We start from the raw sequence: 16991 nt of genomic DNA, 5'->3' as shown, positions 1-16991 counted from the left end.
TTGCCTGGCCAGGCTTATTTGATCGCCTTGTCGGTGATGGCCGTGGTGTAGGCGCCGGTCGGCGCCTTGGTGATGATCTTCTGGTCGAGCAGCGCCTTGGCGGTGCGCTCGTAGGTCGCCGGGTCGAGCTTGCCGTCGGCATTGTCGATCAGCTTGGCGACTTCGCTCATCATCCGCTTCTGGTGGTTTTCGTCCTGGCCACCGCCGTCCATGACAATGCCCGCGGCCTCGTCATTGTTGTCGATGGCATATTTCCAGCCCTTCATCGAGGCGCGCACGAAACGCACCATCTTGTCTTCGAAAGCCGGATCCTTGAGCTTGTCTTCCGAGGCATAGAGCCCGTCCTCAAGCAGGTCGTTGCCCATCGCCGAGTAGTTGAACACGGTGAGCTGGTCCGGCTTGTAGCCGGCATCGATCAGCTGCCAGTACTCGTTGTAGGTCATGACCGAAATGCAATCCGCCTGCTTCTGGATCAGCGGCTGCACGTCGAAGCTCTGCTTCAAAACCGTGACGCCATCCGGGCCGCCTTCGGTCTTCAGGCCGAGCTTGTTCATCCAGGCGTAGAAAGGATATTCGTTGCCGAAGAACCAGACGCCGAGCGTGTGACCCTTGAAATCGGCTTCGGTCTTGATCGGGCCATCCTTCGGGCAGACCAGCTCCATGCCGGCCTTCTTGAACGGCTGGGCGATGTTGACCAGCGGCACGCCCTTTTCGCGCGCGGCGAGCGCCCCACCCATCCAGTCGACGATGACGTCGGCGCCACCGCCGGCGATCACCTGCTCGGGTGCGATATCGGGACCGCCCGGCTTGATGTCGACGTCGAGGCCTTCGGCTTCATAAAAACCCTTGGCCTTGGCGACATAGTAGCCGGCAAACTGCGCCTGCGTGACCCATTTCAGCTGCAAGGTCACCTTGTCGGCGGCCATTGCCTGGAACGCGCCCAGCGACATCGCGCCGGCCAGCATCGGAATGATCAGTCTTTTCATGTTTTTACCCTCTGAAGTTAACACCCGAACCCACCGCCCTATCCACCACGGACAGAGGGATGCCAAAACGTGACGGCTCTCTCGACGAGAGCGACCACGCCATAAAAGACCGAACCCGCCAGTGCTGCAACTGCGATTTCGGCCCAGACCATATCGATGTTCATCCGCCCGACCTCGGTCGAGATGCGAAAGCCCATGCCGACCACAGGCGTGCCGAAGAACTCGGCGACGATGGCGCCGATCAGCGCCAGCGTCGAGTTGATCTTCAGCGCGTTGAAGATGAAGGGCGCTGCCGCCGGCAGCCGGAGCTTCAAGAGTGTTGGCCAGTAGCCCGACGCATAGGTGCGCATCAAATCGCGCTCCATATGGCCGGAGGCGGCAAGACCGGCAACCGTGTTCACCAGCATCGGGAAGAAGGTCATGATGATGACGACCGCGGCCTTGGACGGCCAGTCGAAGCCGAACCACATCACCATGATCGGCGCCACACCGATGATCGGCAGCGCCGAGACCATATTGCCGATCGGCAGCAGACCGCGGCGCAGGAACGGCACGCGGTCGGCCGCAATCGCCACCAGGAAGCCGGCGCCGCTGCCGATGACATAACCGAAGATCACCGCCTTGAAGATGGTCTGCCTGATATCGGCGCCGAGCACCGGCAGGGAACTGGCGATGCGCACACCGATGGCGCTCGGCGGCGGCAAAAGGATGAAGGGAATGCCGGCGCCACGCGTCACCGCTTCCCATATGATCAGGATCCAGGCGCCGAAGATCGCCGGGATGATGAGGCGCAGCGCCATCCGCGCCCCTTTTGCCATCGGGCGAAGCCCCGACAGCACCGCCACACAGCGCCAGGCCAGCAGCCAGGCAGCGGCGAGCAGCAGGAAATAAGGCGCCAATGCCGTGCCTTCGAAACCTGTAATGCCCGAGATCAGCATCCAGGCGACGAGATGAGCGCCGATGAACAGCACCGCAGCCTCGGCCAGCGGCGAAATTCTGATCATCGAGATCAGCCCTGCCAGCACGGCCAGGCCGATCATCGGGGTCTTTATCCCGAAATAGGGGTAGTCGAAGCTTGCTGTCGGGTCTGCAAGGGCGGCCGCTTCCGGCTTCGACATCGCACCGAGCGCGACGGCGACGAGGCACAGCGCAATGGCCAGCACGGCTTGCCAGGAGGGCTTCAGCCAGTTCATGCCGGCCTCCCGCCCATCGCGCGGTCAACGAGGCGCCCGGCTATGCCGACCACCATGACCAGAAGGGCCGCCACCACCGAGCCCGCCACAAGGGCGGACCAGATGTCGATGGACTGGCTGTAATAGGCGCCTGCCAAAAGCTTGGCGCCGATGCCGGCGACAGCACCGGTCGGCAGTTCGCCGACAATGGCGCCGACCAGGCTCGCCGCCACCGCCACCTTCATCGAGGTGAACAGGAACGGCACCGAGGCCGGCACCCGCAGCTTCCAGAAGGTCTGCGAGACACTGGCATTGTAGGTGTGCATCAGGTCGAGATGCATGAGTTCGGGCGAGCGCAGGCCCTTCACCATGCCAACCGTCACCGGGAAGAACGACAGGTAGGTCGAGATCATCGCCTTTGGGATCAGACCGCTGATGCCGATCGCCCCCAGCACGACGATGATCATCGGCGCCACCGCCAGAATGGGAATCGTCTGGGAGGCGATGATCCACGGCATCAGGCTGCGGTCGAGCGTCGCCACATGCACGATGCCGACCGCGATGACGATGCCGAGCGCCGTGCCGAAGGCAAAGCCGAGCAACGTCGACGACAGGGTCACCCAGGCATTGTAGACGAGGCTGCGGCTCGATGTGATGGGCCGCAGGAAGGTGTTCTCGAAGAAGTTCACCGCCACCTGATGCGGCGCCGGCAGCGTCGGCTTGGGCTGCGACAGCGTCTTGCCGATGAATTCGACGGTGTCGTGGGTTTCCCCGGCGCGCCGGTCGAGGTCGCGCTGGAAGGGCGCGTTTAGGATGACGGCGAAGACATACCAGAGCACCACCACGCCCAGGAGGATGGAGGTCACGGGGATGAATTTTTCGCGGAAGGTGTCCATCTAGCGCGCCTCGCCAGCGGGGCGCCCTCCTCTCCCCAACGGGGAGAGGGTGGCCGGAGCGAAGCGGAGGTCGGGTGAGGGGGTAGAAATCTTTCCGTCGAGACAAGCCAAGATCGTATCCAGGACCGCTCGGCGCTCAGCCAAAACTTCGTGATTCCAGAAGCGCAGAACCGAATAACCTTGTCCGTTCAGCCAGGCTGTCCTGGCGGGATCGGTCAGTGAATCCGCGTGTTGGCTGCCATCAAGTTCGACAATCAGCCCCTGCTCGCGGCAGACGAAGTCCGCGATGAAAGGTCCGAGCGGCACTTGCCGCACAAATTTGTAGCCGTTGAGATGACGTCCTCTCAATTCCCCCCAAAGCCGGTATTCAGCTTCGGTCTCGTCAAACCGCAGCTTTCGGGCGCGAGCGGTTGCCCCGACATTTCTCTTGGTCGGATCCGTCGGCGCCGCCCCCTCACCCGACCTCCGCTTCGCTCCGGCCACCCTCTCCCCGTTGGGGAGAGGAGCCAGCCGGTCGTTCGCCCCCTCAATCATCATAGCTGTGCCCTGCCCTCAAGCCATCGCGCACCCTGGCCGCGATCGCCAAAATTCCGGCGTCTCGCGGATATCCAGCGGCCGCTCCTTTGGCAGCGTCGATTCGATGATGTCGGTAACCCGACCTGGGCGCGGCGACATGACGACGATGCGCGTCGACAGATACACCGCCTCGGGGATGGAATGGGTGACGAAGCAGATCGTCTTGTTGGTGCGTGCCCACAATTCCAGAAGCTGTTCATTGAGATGGTCGCGCACGATCTCGTCCAGCGCGCCGAAGGGCTCGTCCATCAGCAACAGGTCGGCGTCGAAGGCGAGCGCGCGGGCGATCGAAGCGCGCTGCTGCATGCCGCCGGAAAGCTGCCAAGGGTATTTCTTCTCGAAGCCGGAGAGGTTGACGAGCTCCATCGTGCGCTTGATGCGCTCGGCCTGCTCCGCTCTCGAAAGGCCGATGATCTCCAGCGGCAGCGCCACGTTACGCTCGATCGTGCGCCACGGGAAAAGGGCTGCCGCCTGGAAGACGTAGCCATAAGCGCGTTTCTCGCGCGCCTGTTCCGGCGTCATGCCGTTGACCGAGATCGTGCCCGATGTCGGTTTTTCCAGATCGGCGATGACGCGCAGCAAGGTGGTCTTGCCGCAGCCCGATGGGCCGATGAAGGAGACGAACTCGCCCTTGCCGATGGTCAGGTCGACATTGGAGAGCGCCTCTACCGGACCGTCATTGGTCTGAAAGGTAAGGCCAAGTCTGCTTGCCGAGACAACGGCTGGCGATCGTCCCGTCATCGCTTGCTGCCTGCCTCTCGCAGCCGCCCAGGATGAAATGCCGTTGCATTCGCGTTGATGTTGCTTTCCACTCGTCCAATCCCACCCAATCGACGCCCGGAGCCTTGCCGATGTCGCCCAAACCCACTTGTCACCTTATCCGTCCTGAAAGCACTTATGAAGGCAAGCAGGGATTGACCTATTTTGCCGGCATTGCCGCCGAGACGGTCGGCTCGTCCGGCATCTGCATGCATCTGCTCACCCTGCCGCCCGGCGCCCGCGCCAAGGCGCATCTGCATGAAAGCCATGAGACGGCGATCTATGTGCTCTCGGGCGAGGTCCACACATGGTATGGCGACAGGCTCGAGAACCACATCGTCGTCAAGGCCGGCGACCTCTTCTACATCCCGGCCGGCGTACCGCATCTGCCGGCCAATATGAGCAACGCCCCGTCCTCGGCCGTCATCGCCCGCACCGATCCCAATGAACAGGAAAGCGTCGTCCTGTTGCCGGAGCTGGATGCGCTGGTGGCCTGACGCTGACGGGACTGCCGTCATTTGCACCGCGCCACTTCGCCCATGACATTGCCGTCCTCGTCGGCGACCGTCAGCTTCTTGGCGTTCTTGGCGCTGCGCTTGATGGTGAATTTGGTCGGCTCCTGCCCGTCTTCACCTTCCGCCTCGCACGTCGCCGTCACCACCAGCGAACCATCAGCCTGCGCTTGCTTCTCCGTGAAGGTGCAGGCGCTGGCGGCGGTGATCAACGCCTCGTCGGTCAAAAGCAGCATCCGATCGGCGGCGACCTCCTGGCCGTTGCGGTTGATGCAGCCATATTTGTCGCCATAGGGTTTCGACAGGTCGATCCCTGCCGCATGGGCCTGACCCGCAGCCAGCCCGGCAAGAACCGCTACGAATAGAACCAACCCACGCACACTCATTCCCCCGAAACCAACATCACGAACACGGCAGCAGCGGCCCCATTTCTTCGAGGCCGGGGATGGTCACGAAGAAACCACCCTCGCCCTTGTTGGTGACCACAACGGTTTCAGCCGTCGTCCCCGCCTCGCCCTCGGCGGAACAGGTCGCATCAAGCGATTGCGTGCCCGGCGCCCACGTCAATTGCTGCGCGAACCGGCAGCCGCTGCCATAGGTCTCGATGCCCTCGGCGGTCAGCACGATATAATCGTCGCGGCCCTGAAAGCCGGCCTTTGCAAAGACACAACCGGCATCGTTGCCCCAGAAGCCCACCAGCCTCTCGGCCCCTGTTGCCGGACCAGCGACCACCATCGCCACGACCAGTGAAATGAGCGCCCCCGGGCTCCGCAACGTCAAACGCCTGTCGCCGGAATGCCGGTGCGTTCGACCTTGCGCGGCGCGGTGATGTCCTTCCAGGTCGATAGAGCCCGGTTGACCGCCGCGTTCGGCTCGCGGGCGACGAATTCGCCATGGCCTGGCTTGGCCCTGACCTCCGCTTCCTCGACCGACAATTCGCCGCGCGAAAAGACGAAGCGCGGCAGGCCGGTCACCTCAAAACCTTCGAAGACGTTGTAGTCGATCACCGATTGCTGCTTCTTTGAGGTGATGGTCTTCTTGGCGCTGGGGTCCCACACCACGATGTCGGCGTCCGCGCCTTCAACGATGGCACCTTTCCTAGGGTACATGTTGAGGATCTTGGCGATGTTGGTCGAAGTCACCGCGACGAACTCGTTCATCGTCAGCCGCCCGGTGTTGACGCCCGTCGTCCACAGCACGGGCAAGCGGTCTTCAAGCCCGCCAGTGCCGTTCGGGATCTTGGTGAAATCGCCGACGCCGTTGCGCTTCTGCTTGGTGGTGAAGGCGCAGTGGTCGGTCGCCACCACCTGCAGCGATCCCGCCTGCAGGCCGGCCCACAGCGAATCCTGGTGCAGCTTGTTGCGGAAGGGCGGGCTCATGACGCGGCGCGCCGCATGGTCCCAATCCTTGTCGAAATACTCGCTTTCATCCAGCGTCAGATGCTGGATCAGCGGCTCGCCGAAAACCCGAATGCCCTTCTGGCGGGCGCGGCGGATGGCTTCGTGGCTCTGCTCGCAGGACACATGCACGACATAGAGCGGCACGCCGGCCATGTCGGCGATCATGATGGCGCGGTTGGTCGCCTCGCCCTCCACTTCCGGCGGCCGCGAATAGGCGTGTCCCTCGGGGCCATTATTGCCGGCGGCGAGCAGCTTTTGCGACAGCGCCGCAACCACGTCGCCATTCTCGGCATGAACGAGCGGCAGCGCGCCGAGATCGGCGCAGCGCTGGAACGACGCGTACATCTCGTCGTCGTCCACCATCAGCGCGCCCTTGTAGGCCATGAAATGCTTGAACGAGGTAATGCCTCTGTCGACGACGGTGGCCATCTCGTCGAACACCTGCTTGCCCCACCAGGTGATCGCCATGTGGAAGGAGTAGTCGCAGGCAGCCTTCGAGGTCTTGTTGTCCCACATCTGCAACGCTTCCAGCAGCGATTGCTGCGGCGCCGGCAGGCAGAAATCGACCACCATCGTGGTGCCACCGGAAAGGGCCGCACGCGTCCCGGACTCGAAATCGTCGGCCGAATAGGTGCCCATGAACGGCATTTCGAGATGGGTGTGCGGATCGATGCCGCCCGGCATGACGTAACAGCCGCTGGCGTCGAACTCATGGTCGCCATGCAGGTTCGAGCCGATGGCGACGATCTTGCCGTGCTGCATCAGCACATCGGCCTTCCAGGTGCGGTCGGCGGTGACGATGGTGCCGTTTCGGATGACTTTGGTCATTGTCGTGTTCCCTTGTTCTCTTCGCGCTTCTTGTGAGCGTCGTTTTGAATACAGATCTTAGTTCACGCCACGATCCCCGCCGTCTCCACCACCGCATGAAACAGCACGTCGGCGCCGGCGCCGGCCCATTCCTTGGTGATTTCCTCGGCCTCGTTGTGTGACAACCCGTCAACGCAGGGGCACATCACCATGGCGGTCGGCGCGACGCGGTTGATCCAGCAGGCGTCGTGGCCGGCGCCGGAGACGATGTTGCGGTGGGAATAGCCGAGCCGATCGGCGGCGTCGCGGATCGCCTTGACGCAGCCGGCATCGAAGGTGACCGGATCGAAAGCGCCGACCTGCTCGACCTTGTACTGGATGTCGAGCGCCTCACAGATCGTGTCGATGCCTTCGCGTATGCGCCCATCCATCGCGTCCAGCACTTCCTTCTCGGGCGAGCGGATGTCGATGGTGAAGACGGTGCGCCCGGCGATGATGTTGCGCGAGTTCGGAAACACTTCCATGTGGCCGACCGCGCCGACGGCGTCGGGCTGGTAGTCCATGGCGATCTCGTGCACCAGTTCGATGACCCGAGCCATGCCGAGCCCGGCATTACGGCGCTTGGGCATCGGGGTCGAGCCGGTATGCGCCTCCTTGCCGGTCAGCGTTACCTGCAGCCATTTCAGGCCCTGGCCGTGGGTGACGACGCCAATGTCGATGCCTTCGTCCTCGAGGATCGGCCCCTGCTCAATATGCAGTTCGAAGAAGGCGTGGATCTTGCGATCACCGACTTTCTCGGTGCCTTTCCAGCCGATGCGCTCCAGTTCCTCGCCAAATTTCCTGCCCTGTTTATCAGTGTGCTGATACACGTCCGCCTGATCGAGCACACCGGCGAACACGCCGGACGCCATCATCGCCGGGGCAAAGCGCGAGCCTTCCTCATTGGTCCAGTTGGTAACGACGATCGGATGCCTGGTCTGGATGCCGAGATCGTTAAGCGAGCGAATAATCTCCAGCCCGCCGAGCACGCCGAGCACGCCGTCATATTTGCCGCCGGTCGGCTGCGTGTCGAGGTGGCTGCCGACATAAACCGGCGGCAGGCTGGGATCAGCGCCTTCCCGGCGGGCAAACATGGTGCCCATTTCGTCGAGCCCCATTTCGAGCCCGGCCGCCTCGCACCAGCGCTTGAACAGATGCCGTCCCTCGCCGTCCTCGTCGGTCACGGTCTGGCGATTGTTGCCGCCGGCAATACCGGGGCCGATCTTCGCCATCTCCATGATGGAATCCCACAAACGGTCTGAATTGATTCGCAGATTCTCGCCTGGGGCGGCCATTCAAAGTCCTCTCATTTCATATAACCAACCGGGCGGCGGTTCCCGCCGCCGCCCGACTGGCTGGATAGATTAGTCGATCGCCCTCAGCACTTCTCTGACATGGTCGATCAATTCGTTGATCTGGCCCTTGGTGATGATCAGTGGCGGCGACAGCGCGATGATGTCGCCGGTGGTGCGGATCAGCGCGCCGCGCTCGAACGCCTTGACGAAGGCCGAGAAGGCCCGCTTGGTCGGGCTGCCGGCGATCGGCGCCAGTTCGATCGCGCCGATCAGGCCGATATTCCTGATGTCGATGACATGCGGCTCGTCCTTCAGCGAATGCAGCGCATCTTCCCAGTAGGGCGCCAGTTCCTCGCCGCGGGTCAGCAGGCCCTCTTCCTTGTAGGTGTCGAGCGTGCCGAGTGCCGCGGCGCACGCAATCGGATTGCCCGAATAGGTGTAGCCGTGGAAGAACTCGATCATGTGCTCGGGGCCGGTCATGAAGGCGTCGTGGATTTCCTTCTTCACGAACACCGCGCCCATCGGGATGACGCCGTTGGAGACGCCCTTGGCGGTGGTCATGATGTCGGGCGTGACGCCGAAATAATCCGCTGCGAACGGCGCGCCGAGACGGCCGAAACCGGTGATAACCTCGTCGAAGATCAAGAGGATGCCGTGCTTGGTGCAGATTTCGCGCAGTTTCTGCAGATAGCCCTTCGGCGGCAGGATGACGCCGGTGGAGCCGGCGACCGGTTCGACGATGACGGCGGCGATGGTCGAGGCGTCATGCAGGGCAACGATGCGCTCCAGCTCGTTGGCGAGTTCCGCGCCATATTCCGGCACGCCCTTGGAGAAGGCGTTCTTTTCCGGCAGATGCGTGTGCGGCATGTGGTCGACGCCGCCGAGCAGCGTGCCGAACATCTTGCGGTTGGTGACGATGCCGCCGACCGAGATACCGCCGAAATTGACGCCGTGATAGCCGCGTTCGCGGCCGATCAGGCGGGTGCGCGCGCCCTCGCCCTTCACACGGTGATAGGCGATCGCCATCTTCAGCGCCGTTTCGACCGATTCCGAACCGGAATTGGTAAAGAAGACATGGTCCATGCCCTTGGGCGCGAGATCGACCAGGCGGTTGGCCAGCTCGAACACGATGGGGTGGCCCATCTGGAAGGCCGGCGCATAGTCGAGTTCGGCCGCCTGGTGCTGGATCGCCTCGGTGATCTTGGGACGGCAATGGCCGGCATTGACGCACCAGAGGCCGGCGGTGCCATCGAGCACCTTGCGGCCGTCGCTGGTGGTGTAGTGCATGTCCTTGGCGGACACGAACATGCGCGGCGCCTGTTTGAACTGCCGGTTTGCCGTGAACGGCATCCAGAATGCGCTGAGATCGTTCGGCGTGACTTTCAGCCGGTTGGACATGACCAAGACTTCCCCTTGTAACCTGTTTCGGTGCGGCTAACGCTTGGTCTTTCCAAAGCTTGGTCTTTGCTGCGTTTTCATGCTACGCAAATTTTTGACCGATTGGACAAACGTTAGCACCGCCCTGTCGGCGGTCAAGGGATTACTAGCGGAAATGCGGCCTGCGAAGTGCGCTCCACGGGTAAGAGAAAAACTGGTCCAGAGAATTGGTCCAGATGAACCCTGCGGCCAAGGCTTGCAGGGGTGAGCGGCGCCATGGAAGGCTCAGCCCCTCGCCGCACCCGCATCCAGCAGGAAAAGCGTGAACTGATCCTGGAAGCAGCGCTCGAAGTCTTCTCCACCAACGGCTTTCGCGGCTCGACCATCGACCAGATCGCCGAGGCCGCGGGGATGTCGAAGCCGAACCTGCTCTATTATTTCCGCCGCAAGGAAGACATCCACGAAACGCTGATGGAGCGGCTGCTGGCGACGTGGCTGGCGCCGCTACGTGAACTCGACGACATCGGCGACCCCCTGACCGAGCTCAGGAGCTACATCCGGCGCAAGCTCGAAATGGCGCGTGATTTTCCCAGGGAGAGCCGGCTGTTCGCCAACGAGATCCTGCAAGGCGCGCCGCGCATCATGCCGCTGCTGGCGGGTGAGCTGAAAACGCTGGTCGACGAGAAGGCCAACGTCATCAAGGGCTGGATGCGCGCAGGAAAAATCGCCCGCACCGATCCCTGGCACCTGATCTTTTCGATCTGGGCGACGACGCAGCACTATGCCGATTTCGATGTCCAGGTCCGCGCGGTGCTCGGGCCCGACCGCGGCAGCGACGGCCGCTTCGAGGATGCGGCGCGGTTTCTGGAGCAGTTGTTCATTGATGGGCTGAAGCCGAAGGGCTGACCTTGGGCGTCAGGCGCTGCGGCGCTCCGCCGGCATCGCCTCAAGCAAATTCTGCAGCTTCTCAATCGAATTCTGTTCGGCCAGCGGCGTGTAGACGATCAGCTTCATGTCCGAGCCGTCGTCGATCGACAGGCTCATATGCTCGAACGTCATGGCGCCGGCTCTCGGATGTCGGACATGTTTCACCCCCGACAATCGGCGTGCCACGTCGCGTTGCGGCCACCAGTCGCGAAACTCCGGACTTGAGCGCGTCATAAGCACGATCAGCCGCTCGAAATCCGCATCGCCCACATAGCGGGCGCTTTCCGCCCGAAACGAGGCCAGCACGGTGCGCGCCAATTGCTCCCAGTCAACCAGCAGGCGCCGGTGATGCGGATTGGTGAACACCATGTGGACGATGTTGCGGGCGTCGCCCTCTAGCAGGCCATAATCACCGAACACCGCTACCGCCGCCGGATTCCAGGCCAGCACATCCCAGCGCCGCCCGACGACATAGGCCGGCTGCAGCACCAGGCTCTCCAGCATATGCATCAGCGGGCCATCGACCTTTTCCGGCGCAGCCACGCGGTTCTCCGGTTGCTGGCGGCCTGCCAGGATGAACAGATGCCGCCTTTCAACGGGGTCGAGGCGCAGCGCTTCGCTGAGCGCCGCTAGCACCTCCACCGAGGGTCTGACCTCGCGCCCCTGCTCCAGCCATGTGTACCAGGTGGTGCCGACGCCGGCGATCATCGCCACTTCCTCGCGACGCAAGCCTGGCGTGCGTCTCCGCAGGCCGGTCGCGATGCCGGTGGCGGACGGCGTCAATCTTTCGCGGCGCGAGCGCAGGAAGGCGCCAAGCTCGCGCCGGCGGCTGTCTTCAGCGGAGTGCGTGGGAGCATCCATGAGAGCTATTATAGCAGTATTGATACCAGGATAAAGTTTGAACTGTTTGGGCTGCGTCAGGCGCCCCATCTTCCATCCAGAGAGATGGAGGCTCTGAATATGGATCTGAAAGACAAGACAATCCTCATCACCGGTTCGACCGATGGCGTCGGCCGTGTCGTCGCGCAAAGGCTGGGCGCCGGCGGCGCGCGCGTGCTGGTGCATGGCCGTGACGCGGCTCGCGGCAAGGCAGCCGTCGCAGAAATCGAATCCGCCGGCGGCAAAGCCGAGTTCCTCGCCGCGGACCTCGCCTCGCTAGCCGAGGTCCGCCGCCTTGCCGAGGCCGTACGCGCAAAAACCGACCGGCTTGACATCCTCATCAACAATGCCGGCATCGGCACGGCCGGCGCCAAGCGACAGCTCAGCGCCGACGGCTTCGAACTGCGCTTTGCGGTCAACTATCTCGCCGGTTTCCTGCTGACCTCGGAACTGCTGCCGCTGCTCAAGGCGAGTTCGCCGGCGCGAATCATCAACGTCGCTTCGGCCGGCCAGCAGGCGATCGATTTCGGCGACGTCATGCTGACACGTTCCTATGACGGCGTGCGCGCCTATTGCCAGAGCAAGCTGGCGCAGATCCTGGAGAGTTGAAAGGCAGCGGCGTCACCGTCAACGCTCTGCATCCGGCGAGCTACATGAACACCACCATGGTCCGCCAGGCCGGCGTGACGCCATGGAGCTCGGTCGAAACCGGCGCCGATGCCATTCTCAACCTCGCGACATCGCCCGCGCTGGAGGGCCGCAGCGGCCTCTATTCCGACGGCCAAAGGGAGGCCCGCGCCGACGCACAAGCCTATGACGCGAAGGCCAGACAGCAATTGCGAACCCTGAGCCTCGACCTCGTCGGCCAAGCCTCCGCAAAATCGAAGGAACAGCATTCATGACCGGCAAGATCGAACACACGGTCGTCATCGGCGGCTCATCCGGCATCGGCCTGGCGACGGCGCGAAAACTGCTAGGCCCAGGCATGAAGGTGACCATCACCGGACGAAGCCAGGACAAGCTCACCCGCGCCTGGAAGAGCCTCGGCGGCGCCGCCGAAAAAGCTGCCTTCGATGCTTCGAAGCCGGACGAAGTCCGCCATTTCTTTGGGGAACTCGGACCGTTCGATCACCTCGTGCTGGCTGCCAGCGGCGGCAAGGGACTTGGGCCGTTCGAAACCCTCGATCTCTCAGACATCGCCGGCGGCGTCGACGAGAAAGTCAGGCCGCAGCTGTCCTGTTTGCAGGCTGCCTTGCCGACGCTCAACAGATCGGGATCGGTCACTTTCATCTCGGCGGTGTCGGCACAATTGTCGGCGCCCGGCGTGGCTGGCATTGCCGCCGTCAACGGCATGCTGTTGACGGTGGTGCCGATCCTGGCGGTCGAACTGAAGCCGCTGCGCGTCAATGTCGTTGCCCCCGGCGTCATCGACACGCCATGGTGGGATTTCCTGGCCGAAGACCAGCGGCAGGCGGTGTTCAGCGAATATGCCGGCAAAACCCCGGTGGGCAGGATCGGCCGCGCCGAAGACGTCGCCGGCGCAATCGCCTTTCTCGTCTCCAACGGCTTCATGACCGGCCAGGTGCTGACCTGCGATGGCGGTTTGCGCTTCGCGGCGTGACCTTACAGCGACTGTGCGATCAGCGTGAGAAAGCCTCCGGCCAGGGCGACGTTGCCGACGAAGCCGTTGATGCGCGAGGCCCGGTCCGGGCCCTGATGGTCCCAGAAATTGTGGAACATCGGCGTCGCGACAATGAGAAACAGCACCAGCACAGCACTGGCGATCGCGGTCCACAGGCCGGCCATCACCAGCGCGCCGGCAATGGTCTGCAGGACGATGCCGGCCCACAACGCCAATCTCGCCTGCGGCACGCCGCGCGCGGCCATCAGCCCGGTCAGGAACGCCTCGTTTTGAACATTGCGCAGTCCCGCGTCAACGAAGGCGCCGCCAAGCAACAGGCGGCCGAGAAACAACAGGGTCGAAGGCAAATCGACAGGCATGAAATCTTCCCCGTACTTAAGCATGAAACAGGTGGAGCGCCGCCCTTTCCACGGCGCTCCATGACTAACGGACGGTCAGGCTGCTTTGGCAGCCGGCATCGGGTGAATGGCGTGGAACGGGATGCAGAGCCGGTTCCAGGTGTTGATCATGCCGATCGCGACCGACAGCTTGACCAGTTCCTCTTCCGAGAAGTGCTCTAGCGTGCGGGCATAGAGTTCGTCCGAAACGACATTGTTGGCGATCAGGGTCGTTGCCTCGGTCCAGGCAAGCGCCGCGCGTTCGCGCTCGGAAAACAGCGGCGATTCCTTCCAGGCCGAAACCAGATAGAGCCGTGTCTCGGTTTCGCCATCGCGCCTCGCCTCGCGGCTGTGCATCTCGACGCAGTAGGAGCAGCCATTGATCTGCGAGGCGCGGAGCTTGATCAAATGCAGCAGGCTCACTTCAAGCCCGCATTCGTCGACCGCCTTGTTGAGCGCCGACACGGCTTTCATGATCTCAGGCGCCTTGGCGAAGAATTGCAGTCTCTGTTTCATCGTCTTTCCTTTCACATCTGTTTGGCGGGGATTAAATCTGTTTGGTCGAAGCGGGTTTCTGCGGCCGCTGATGGCGCGCGACAAAGGCACAGCTGGCGGCAAACGATCGCGGATCGCCTTCGGCCTTGTAATCAGCCACGATGTCGGACAACCGGGTTTCCGCGAGGGCCGCGCGATAGGCGCGCTCGGCCTTCAGCATCGCGGCATTGATGCCGCACGGCTTCACATAGGCCGAAGCATCGATCTTGACCGGACCGCGCTGGCGGATCTCGCCGCAGCGGAAGGCCGGCTCACGGCCTTCGACCGCAAGCACGATATCGAGCAGCGTGATGCGCTCGGCCGGACGAGCCAGCCGGTAGCCGCCCGCCGGTCCCGGTACCGATTCCAGGATGCGCGCAGCAGTCAGCTGGTTCAGATGTTTCAGCAGATAGCTCGGCGACAGGCCGAAGGACTCTGCCAAAGCAGCACCCGGCATCGTGCTGTTGCCCTCCACGCTGGCCAGTGTGGCCGCGCAATGGATGGCCGCTTCTACACCCTCGCCCAGCTTCACGATGTTGCGCTCCTATTCATGGATATCTTTTATCCCAGATAGATTTTATCTGCAATAGGAAAATGAAAAACGGCGCTCGAAAGCGCCGCTTTTTTCTTCGACCCGTTCCCTACTCCGCAGCCACCTTGGCCATCGGGTTGTTCGGGTGTGTCGTCCAATTGGCATAGACCGGCGACACCGGCTTGCCGGTGCGCTGGTCCATCACGCCGGCGGCCAGCGGCTCCATGGTGATGCAGTTCTCGACCGGGCAGACATTGACGCACAGATTGCAGCCGACGCATTCGGCCTCGATCACCTCGAAATGCCTGACGCCGTCGACCATGTTGGTGATCGCCTGGTGCGAAGTGTCCTCGCAGGCGATGTGGCAGCGGCCGCATTTGATGCAGGCGTCCTGGTCGATATGCGCCTTGGCGATGTAATTGAGGTTGAGATACTGCCAGTCGGTGACGTTGGGCGTGGCGCGGCCGACAATGTCGTTGAGCGAGGCGTGGCCTTTCTCGTCCATCCAGTTTTCGAGACCGGCGATCATCTCCTGCACGATCTTGAAGCCGTATGTCATCGCCGCCGTGCACACCTGCACATTGCCGGCGCCGAGCGCCATGAATTCAGCCGCATCGCGCCAGGTGGTGATGCCGCCAATGCCGGAGATCGGCAGGCCGCGCGTTTCCGGATCGCGGGCGATCTCGGCCACCATGTTCATGGCGATCGGCTTCACCGCCGGGCCGCAATAGCCGCCATGCGAGCCCTTGCCGTCGATGGTCGGCTGCGGGGCGAAGCTATCGAGGTCGACGCCGGTGATCGAGTTGATGGTGTTGATCAGCGACACCGCGTCGGTTCCGCCGGAGAGTGCGGCGCGCGCCGGCTTGCGCACATCGGTGATATTCGGCGTCAGCTTGGTGATGACAGGCATGCGGGTGTTGGCCTTGCACCAGCGCACCACCATTTCGATATATTCCGGCACCTGGCCGACAGCAGCGCCCATGCCGCGTTCCGACATGCCGTGCGGGCAGCCGAAATTGAGCTCGATGCCGTCGGCTTCGGTCTCCTCGACCACCGGCAGGATCGCCTTCCAGCTTTCCTCGACGCATGGCACCATCAGTGAGACGACGATGGCGCGGTCGGGCCAATCCTTCTTGACCTGCTTGATCTCGCGCAGATTGACCTGCAAATCGCGGTCGGTGATCAGCTCGATATTGTTGAGGCCGAGCAGGCGCCGGTCCGCCCCCCAGATCGCGCCATAACGCGGGCCGTTGACGTTGACCACCGGCGGACCTTCTTCTCCCAGCGTCTTCCACACGACGCCGCCCCAGCCCGCCTTGAAGGCGCGGATGACATTGTAGGCCTTGTCGGTCGGCGGCGCCGAAGCCAGCCAGAACGGATTGGGCGATTTGATGCCGACGAAATTGTTGCGGATGTCTGCCATGACAGGTCCCTTTCAACCGAGACGAAGGAGCATTTCCACGGGTGCGAGAATGCCGCCTTTAAGCGCGGGGGTGAGATTGCCGATCTTGGTGCCGGCGTTCTCGCCCATGATAAGATTAACGCCAGGCGGCGGCTTTTTTCCTTCCGCCTGCGCCGCAGCCATGCGCGCCCGTATCGTGTCGAAAAATTCGATGGCGAAGGCGCCACGAGGGCGCTCGGCGGTTACAGAGAACCCCGCGGCGGCGGCAGCCGAACGATAGTCGTCGGGCGTGGCAACGAAGGACATGCTCTCGTCGGATGCCCATGGCAGCGGATAGGTCAGCGCACCTGCCTTGAGCCGCATCACATCGTAGACGGCAAAGACGCCGCCCGGCTTGAGCACACGCGCCGCCTCGCTCATCAGCTTTTTCTTGTCGGGAAGATTCATGCCGACATGCAGGATCATGGCCGTATCAAAGCTTTTGTTGCTGAACGGCATGTCCAGCGCGCTGCCCTGCACGAACCGGACTTTGTCGGCCATTCCCACCCGCTTCGAAAGGCTGGTCGCAATGTCGACATAGCTTTGCGTCAGATCAATGCCGGTGACATCGGCGCCGGCATTGTTGGCGGCGAAGCGGGCTGGACCACCCACGCCGGAACCAATGTCGAGCAGCCTGGCCCCCGGCTTCAAACCCATCTGGCCGATGAGTTCCCTGGTGGCGGCGATACCGCCAATGTGGAACTCGTCGACCGCTTCGAGATCGCCAGCGCGTAGATGGGCAATTTCCACGCCGGTATCGGCGAGCACGGCAAGAATGTGCTGCTCAAGATCCGAGACGTCGTAGTGACGGGCGATGCCCGATTCCACTGAGGCCATGAT

18 protein-coding genes and 2 pseudogenes are annotated in these 16991 nt (G+C 62.9%); 4 read left to right on the top strand and 16 right to left on the bottom strand.

Annotation, left to right across the window (positions count from 1 at the left end; all coding sequences use genetic code 11):
* Window positions 1–14: 14 nt before the first annotated feature.
* The 5 genes and pseudogenes from NLY33_RS15575 to NLY33_RS15555 form a co-directional block, all read right to left on the bottom strand.
* Entirely contained in the window at window positions 15–986 is a 972-nt protein-coding gene (locus tag NLY33_RS15575; RefSeq protein ID WP_023668223.1) for an ABC transporter substrate-binding protein, read from the bottom strand.
* 38 nt (window positions 987–1024) lie between these two features.
* Window positions 1025–2179 carry an ABC transporter permease gene (locus NLY33_RS15570; RefSeq protein WP_023682179.1) on the bottom strand — a complete coding sequence of 385 codons (1155 nt, stop codon included), beginning with the start codon at window positions 2177–2179 and terminating at the stop codon, window positions 1025–1027.
* Window positions 2176–3054: an ABC transporter permease gene (locus NLY33_RS15565; protein ID WP_023690837.1), complete on the bottom strand. Its 879-nt coding sequence runs from the start codon at window positions 3052–3054 to the stop codon at window positions 2176–2178. Before NLY33_RS15565 ends, NLY33_RS15570 begins: the two co-directional genes overlap by 4 nt.
* Complete coding sequence (locus NLY33_RS15560) at window positions 3055–3591, bottom strand: endonuclease domain-containing protein (RefSeq protein ID WP_023705579.1); 537 nt, start codon at window positions 3589–3591, stop codon at window positions 3055–3057. It lies immediately after the preceding gene.
* Window positions 3581–4371, bottom strand: a pseudogene (locus NLY33_RS15555) (ABC transporter ATP-binding protein). Before NLY33_RS15555 ends, NLY33_RS15560 begins: the two are co-directional and overlap by 11 nt.
* A gap of 110 nt (window positions 4372–4481) precedes the next feature.
* On the opposite strand from NLY33_RS15555, the gene NLY33_RS15550 reads away from it, so the two are divergent.
* Complete coding sequence (locus NLY33_RS15550) at window positions 4482–4886, top strand: cupin domain-containing protein (protein ID WP_031196380.1); 405 nt, start codon at window positions 4482–4484, stop codon at window positions 4884–4886.
* A gap of 17 nt (window positions 4887–4903) precedes the next feature.
* Here NLY33_RS15550 and NLY33_RS15545 read toward each other — a convergent pair whose 3' ends face one another.
* The 5 genes from NLY33_RS15545 to aptA form a co-directional block, all read right to left on the bottom strand.
* Window positions 4904–5287 (bottom strand): hypothetical protein, encoded by a 384-nt coding sequence (locus tag NLY33_RS15545; RefSeq protein WP_031196381.1) that lies wholly within the window; start codon window positions 5285–5287, stop codon window positions 4904–4906.
* A 16-nt stretch (window positions 5288–5303) separates the two neighbouring features.
* On the bottom strand, window positions 5304–5597 hold the full coding sequence (locus tag NLY33_RS15540) for a hypothetical protein (RefSeq protein WP_245260981.1): 294 nt from the start codon (window positions 5595–5597) through the stop codon (window positions 5304–5306).
* Between the two features lie 80 nt (window positions 5598–5677).
* Window positions 5678–7129 carry a dihydropyrimidinase gene (hydA, locus tag NLY33_RS15535; protein WP_023705583.1) on the bottom strand — a complete coding sequence of 484 codons (1452 nt, stop codon included), beginning with the start codon at window positions 7127–7129 and terminating at the stop codon, window positions 5678–5680.
* 62 nt (window positions 7130–7191) lie between these two features.
* Entirely contained in the window at window positions 7192–8442 is a 1251-nt protein-coding gene (locus NLY33_RS15530; RefSeq protein WP_023690832.1) for a Zn-dependent hydrolase, read from the bottom strand.
* 69 nt (window positions 8443–8511) lie between these two features.
* A complete protein-coding gene (gene aptA / locus NLY33_RS15525) occupies window positions 8512–9840 on the bottom strand; it encodes an omega-aminotransferase AptA (protein ID WP_023705584.1) in 1329 nt (442 codons plus the stop codon).
* Between the two features lie 255 nt (window positions 9841–10095).
* Here aptA and NLY33_RS15520 point away from each other — a divergent pair, with 255 nt between their 5' ends.
* Entirely contained in the window at window positions 10096–10725 is a 630-nt protein-coding gene (locus NLY33_RS15520; RefSeq protein WP_023705585.1) for a TetR family transcriptional regulator C-terminal domain-containing protein, read from the top strand.
* A gap of 9 nt (window positions 10726–10734) precedes the next feature.
* Here the strand turns inward: NLY33_RS15520 and NLY33_RS15515 are convergent, their stop codons facing one another.
* The gene (locus tag NLY33_RS15515; protein ID WP_023699636.1) at window positions 10735–11607 is read right to left on the bottom strand and encodes a helix-turn-helix transcriptional regulator; all 873 of its coding nucleotides are present in this window, start codon (window positions 11605–11607) and stop codon (window positions 10735–10737) included.
* 99 nt (window positions 11608–11706) lie between these two features.
* On the opposite strand from NLY33_RS15515, the pseudogene NLY33_RS15510 reads away from it, so the two are divergent.
* Together NLY33_RS15510 and NLY33_RS15505 are read left to right on the top strand one after the other, a co-directional pair.
* Window positions 11707–12527 (top strand): annotated as a pseudogene (locus NLY33_RS15510) (SDR family NAD(P)-dependent oxidoreductase).
* The gene (locus NLY33_RS15505) at window positions 12524–13246 is read left to right on the top strand and encodes an SDR family oxidoreductase (RefSeq protein WP_023705586.1); all 723 of its coding nucleotides are present in this window, start codon (window positions 12524–12526) and stop codon (window positions 13244–13246) included. Before NLY33_RS15510 ends, NLY33_RS15505 begins: the two are co-directional and overlap by 4 nt.
* 2 nt (window positions 13247–13248) lie before the next feature.
* On the opposite strand, the gene NLY33_RS15500 is transcribed toward NLY33_RS15505, so the two are convergent.
* The 5 genes from NLY33_RS15500 to NLY33_RS15480 form a co-directional block, all read right to left on the bottom strand.
* Window positions 13249–13626, bottom strand: a complete 378-nt coding sequence (locus NLY33_RS15500; RefSeq protein WP_023705587.1) for a DoxX family protein — start codon at window positions 13624–13626, stop codon at window positions 13249–13251.
* Between the two features lie 75 nt (window positions 13627–13701).
* Window positions 13702–14160, bottom strand: a complete 459-nt coding sequence (locus NLY33_RS15495) for a carboxymuconolactone decarboxylase family protein (RefSeq protein ID WP_023705588.1) — start codon at window positions 14158–14160, stop codon at window positions 13702–13704.
* Between the two features lie 31 nt (window positions 14161–14191).
* Window positions 14192–14710 carry an RrF2 family transcriptional regulator gene (locus NLY33_RS15490; protein ID WP_023697058.1) on the bottom strand — a complete coding sequence of 173 codons (519 nt, stop codon included), beginning with the start codon at window positions 14708–14710 and terminating at the stop codon, window positions 14192–14194.
* 109 nt (window positions 14711–14819) lie between these two features.
* Window positions 14820–16133: an NAD-dependent dihydropyrimidine dehydrogenase subunit PreA gene (gene preA / locus NLY33_RS15485; protein WP_023699020.1), complete on the bottom strand. Its 1314-nt coding sequence runs from the start codon at window positions 16131–16133 to the stop codon at window positions 14820–14822.
* 12 nt (window positions 16134–16145) lie between these two features.
* The gene (locus NLY33_RS15480; protein WP_023705589.1) at window positions 16146–16988 is read right to left on the bottom strand and encodes a class I SAM-dependent methyltransferase; all 843 of its coding nucleotides are present in this window, start codon (window positions 16986–16988) and stop codon (window positions 16146–16148) included.
* Window positions 16989–16991 lie beyond the last annotated feature (3 nt).

It is taken from the genome of Mesorhizobium sp. C432A (assembly GCF_030323145.1).
Lineage (GTDB): Bacteria > Pseudomonadota > Alphaproteobacteria > Rhizobiales > Rhizobiaceae > Mesorhizobium.
This window is presented reverse-complemented; position numbering and strand designations above follow the sequence as displayed.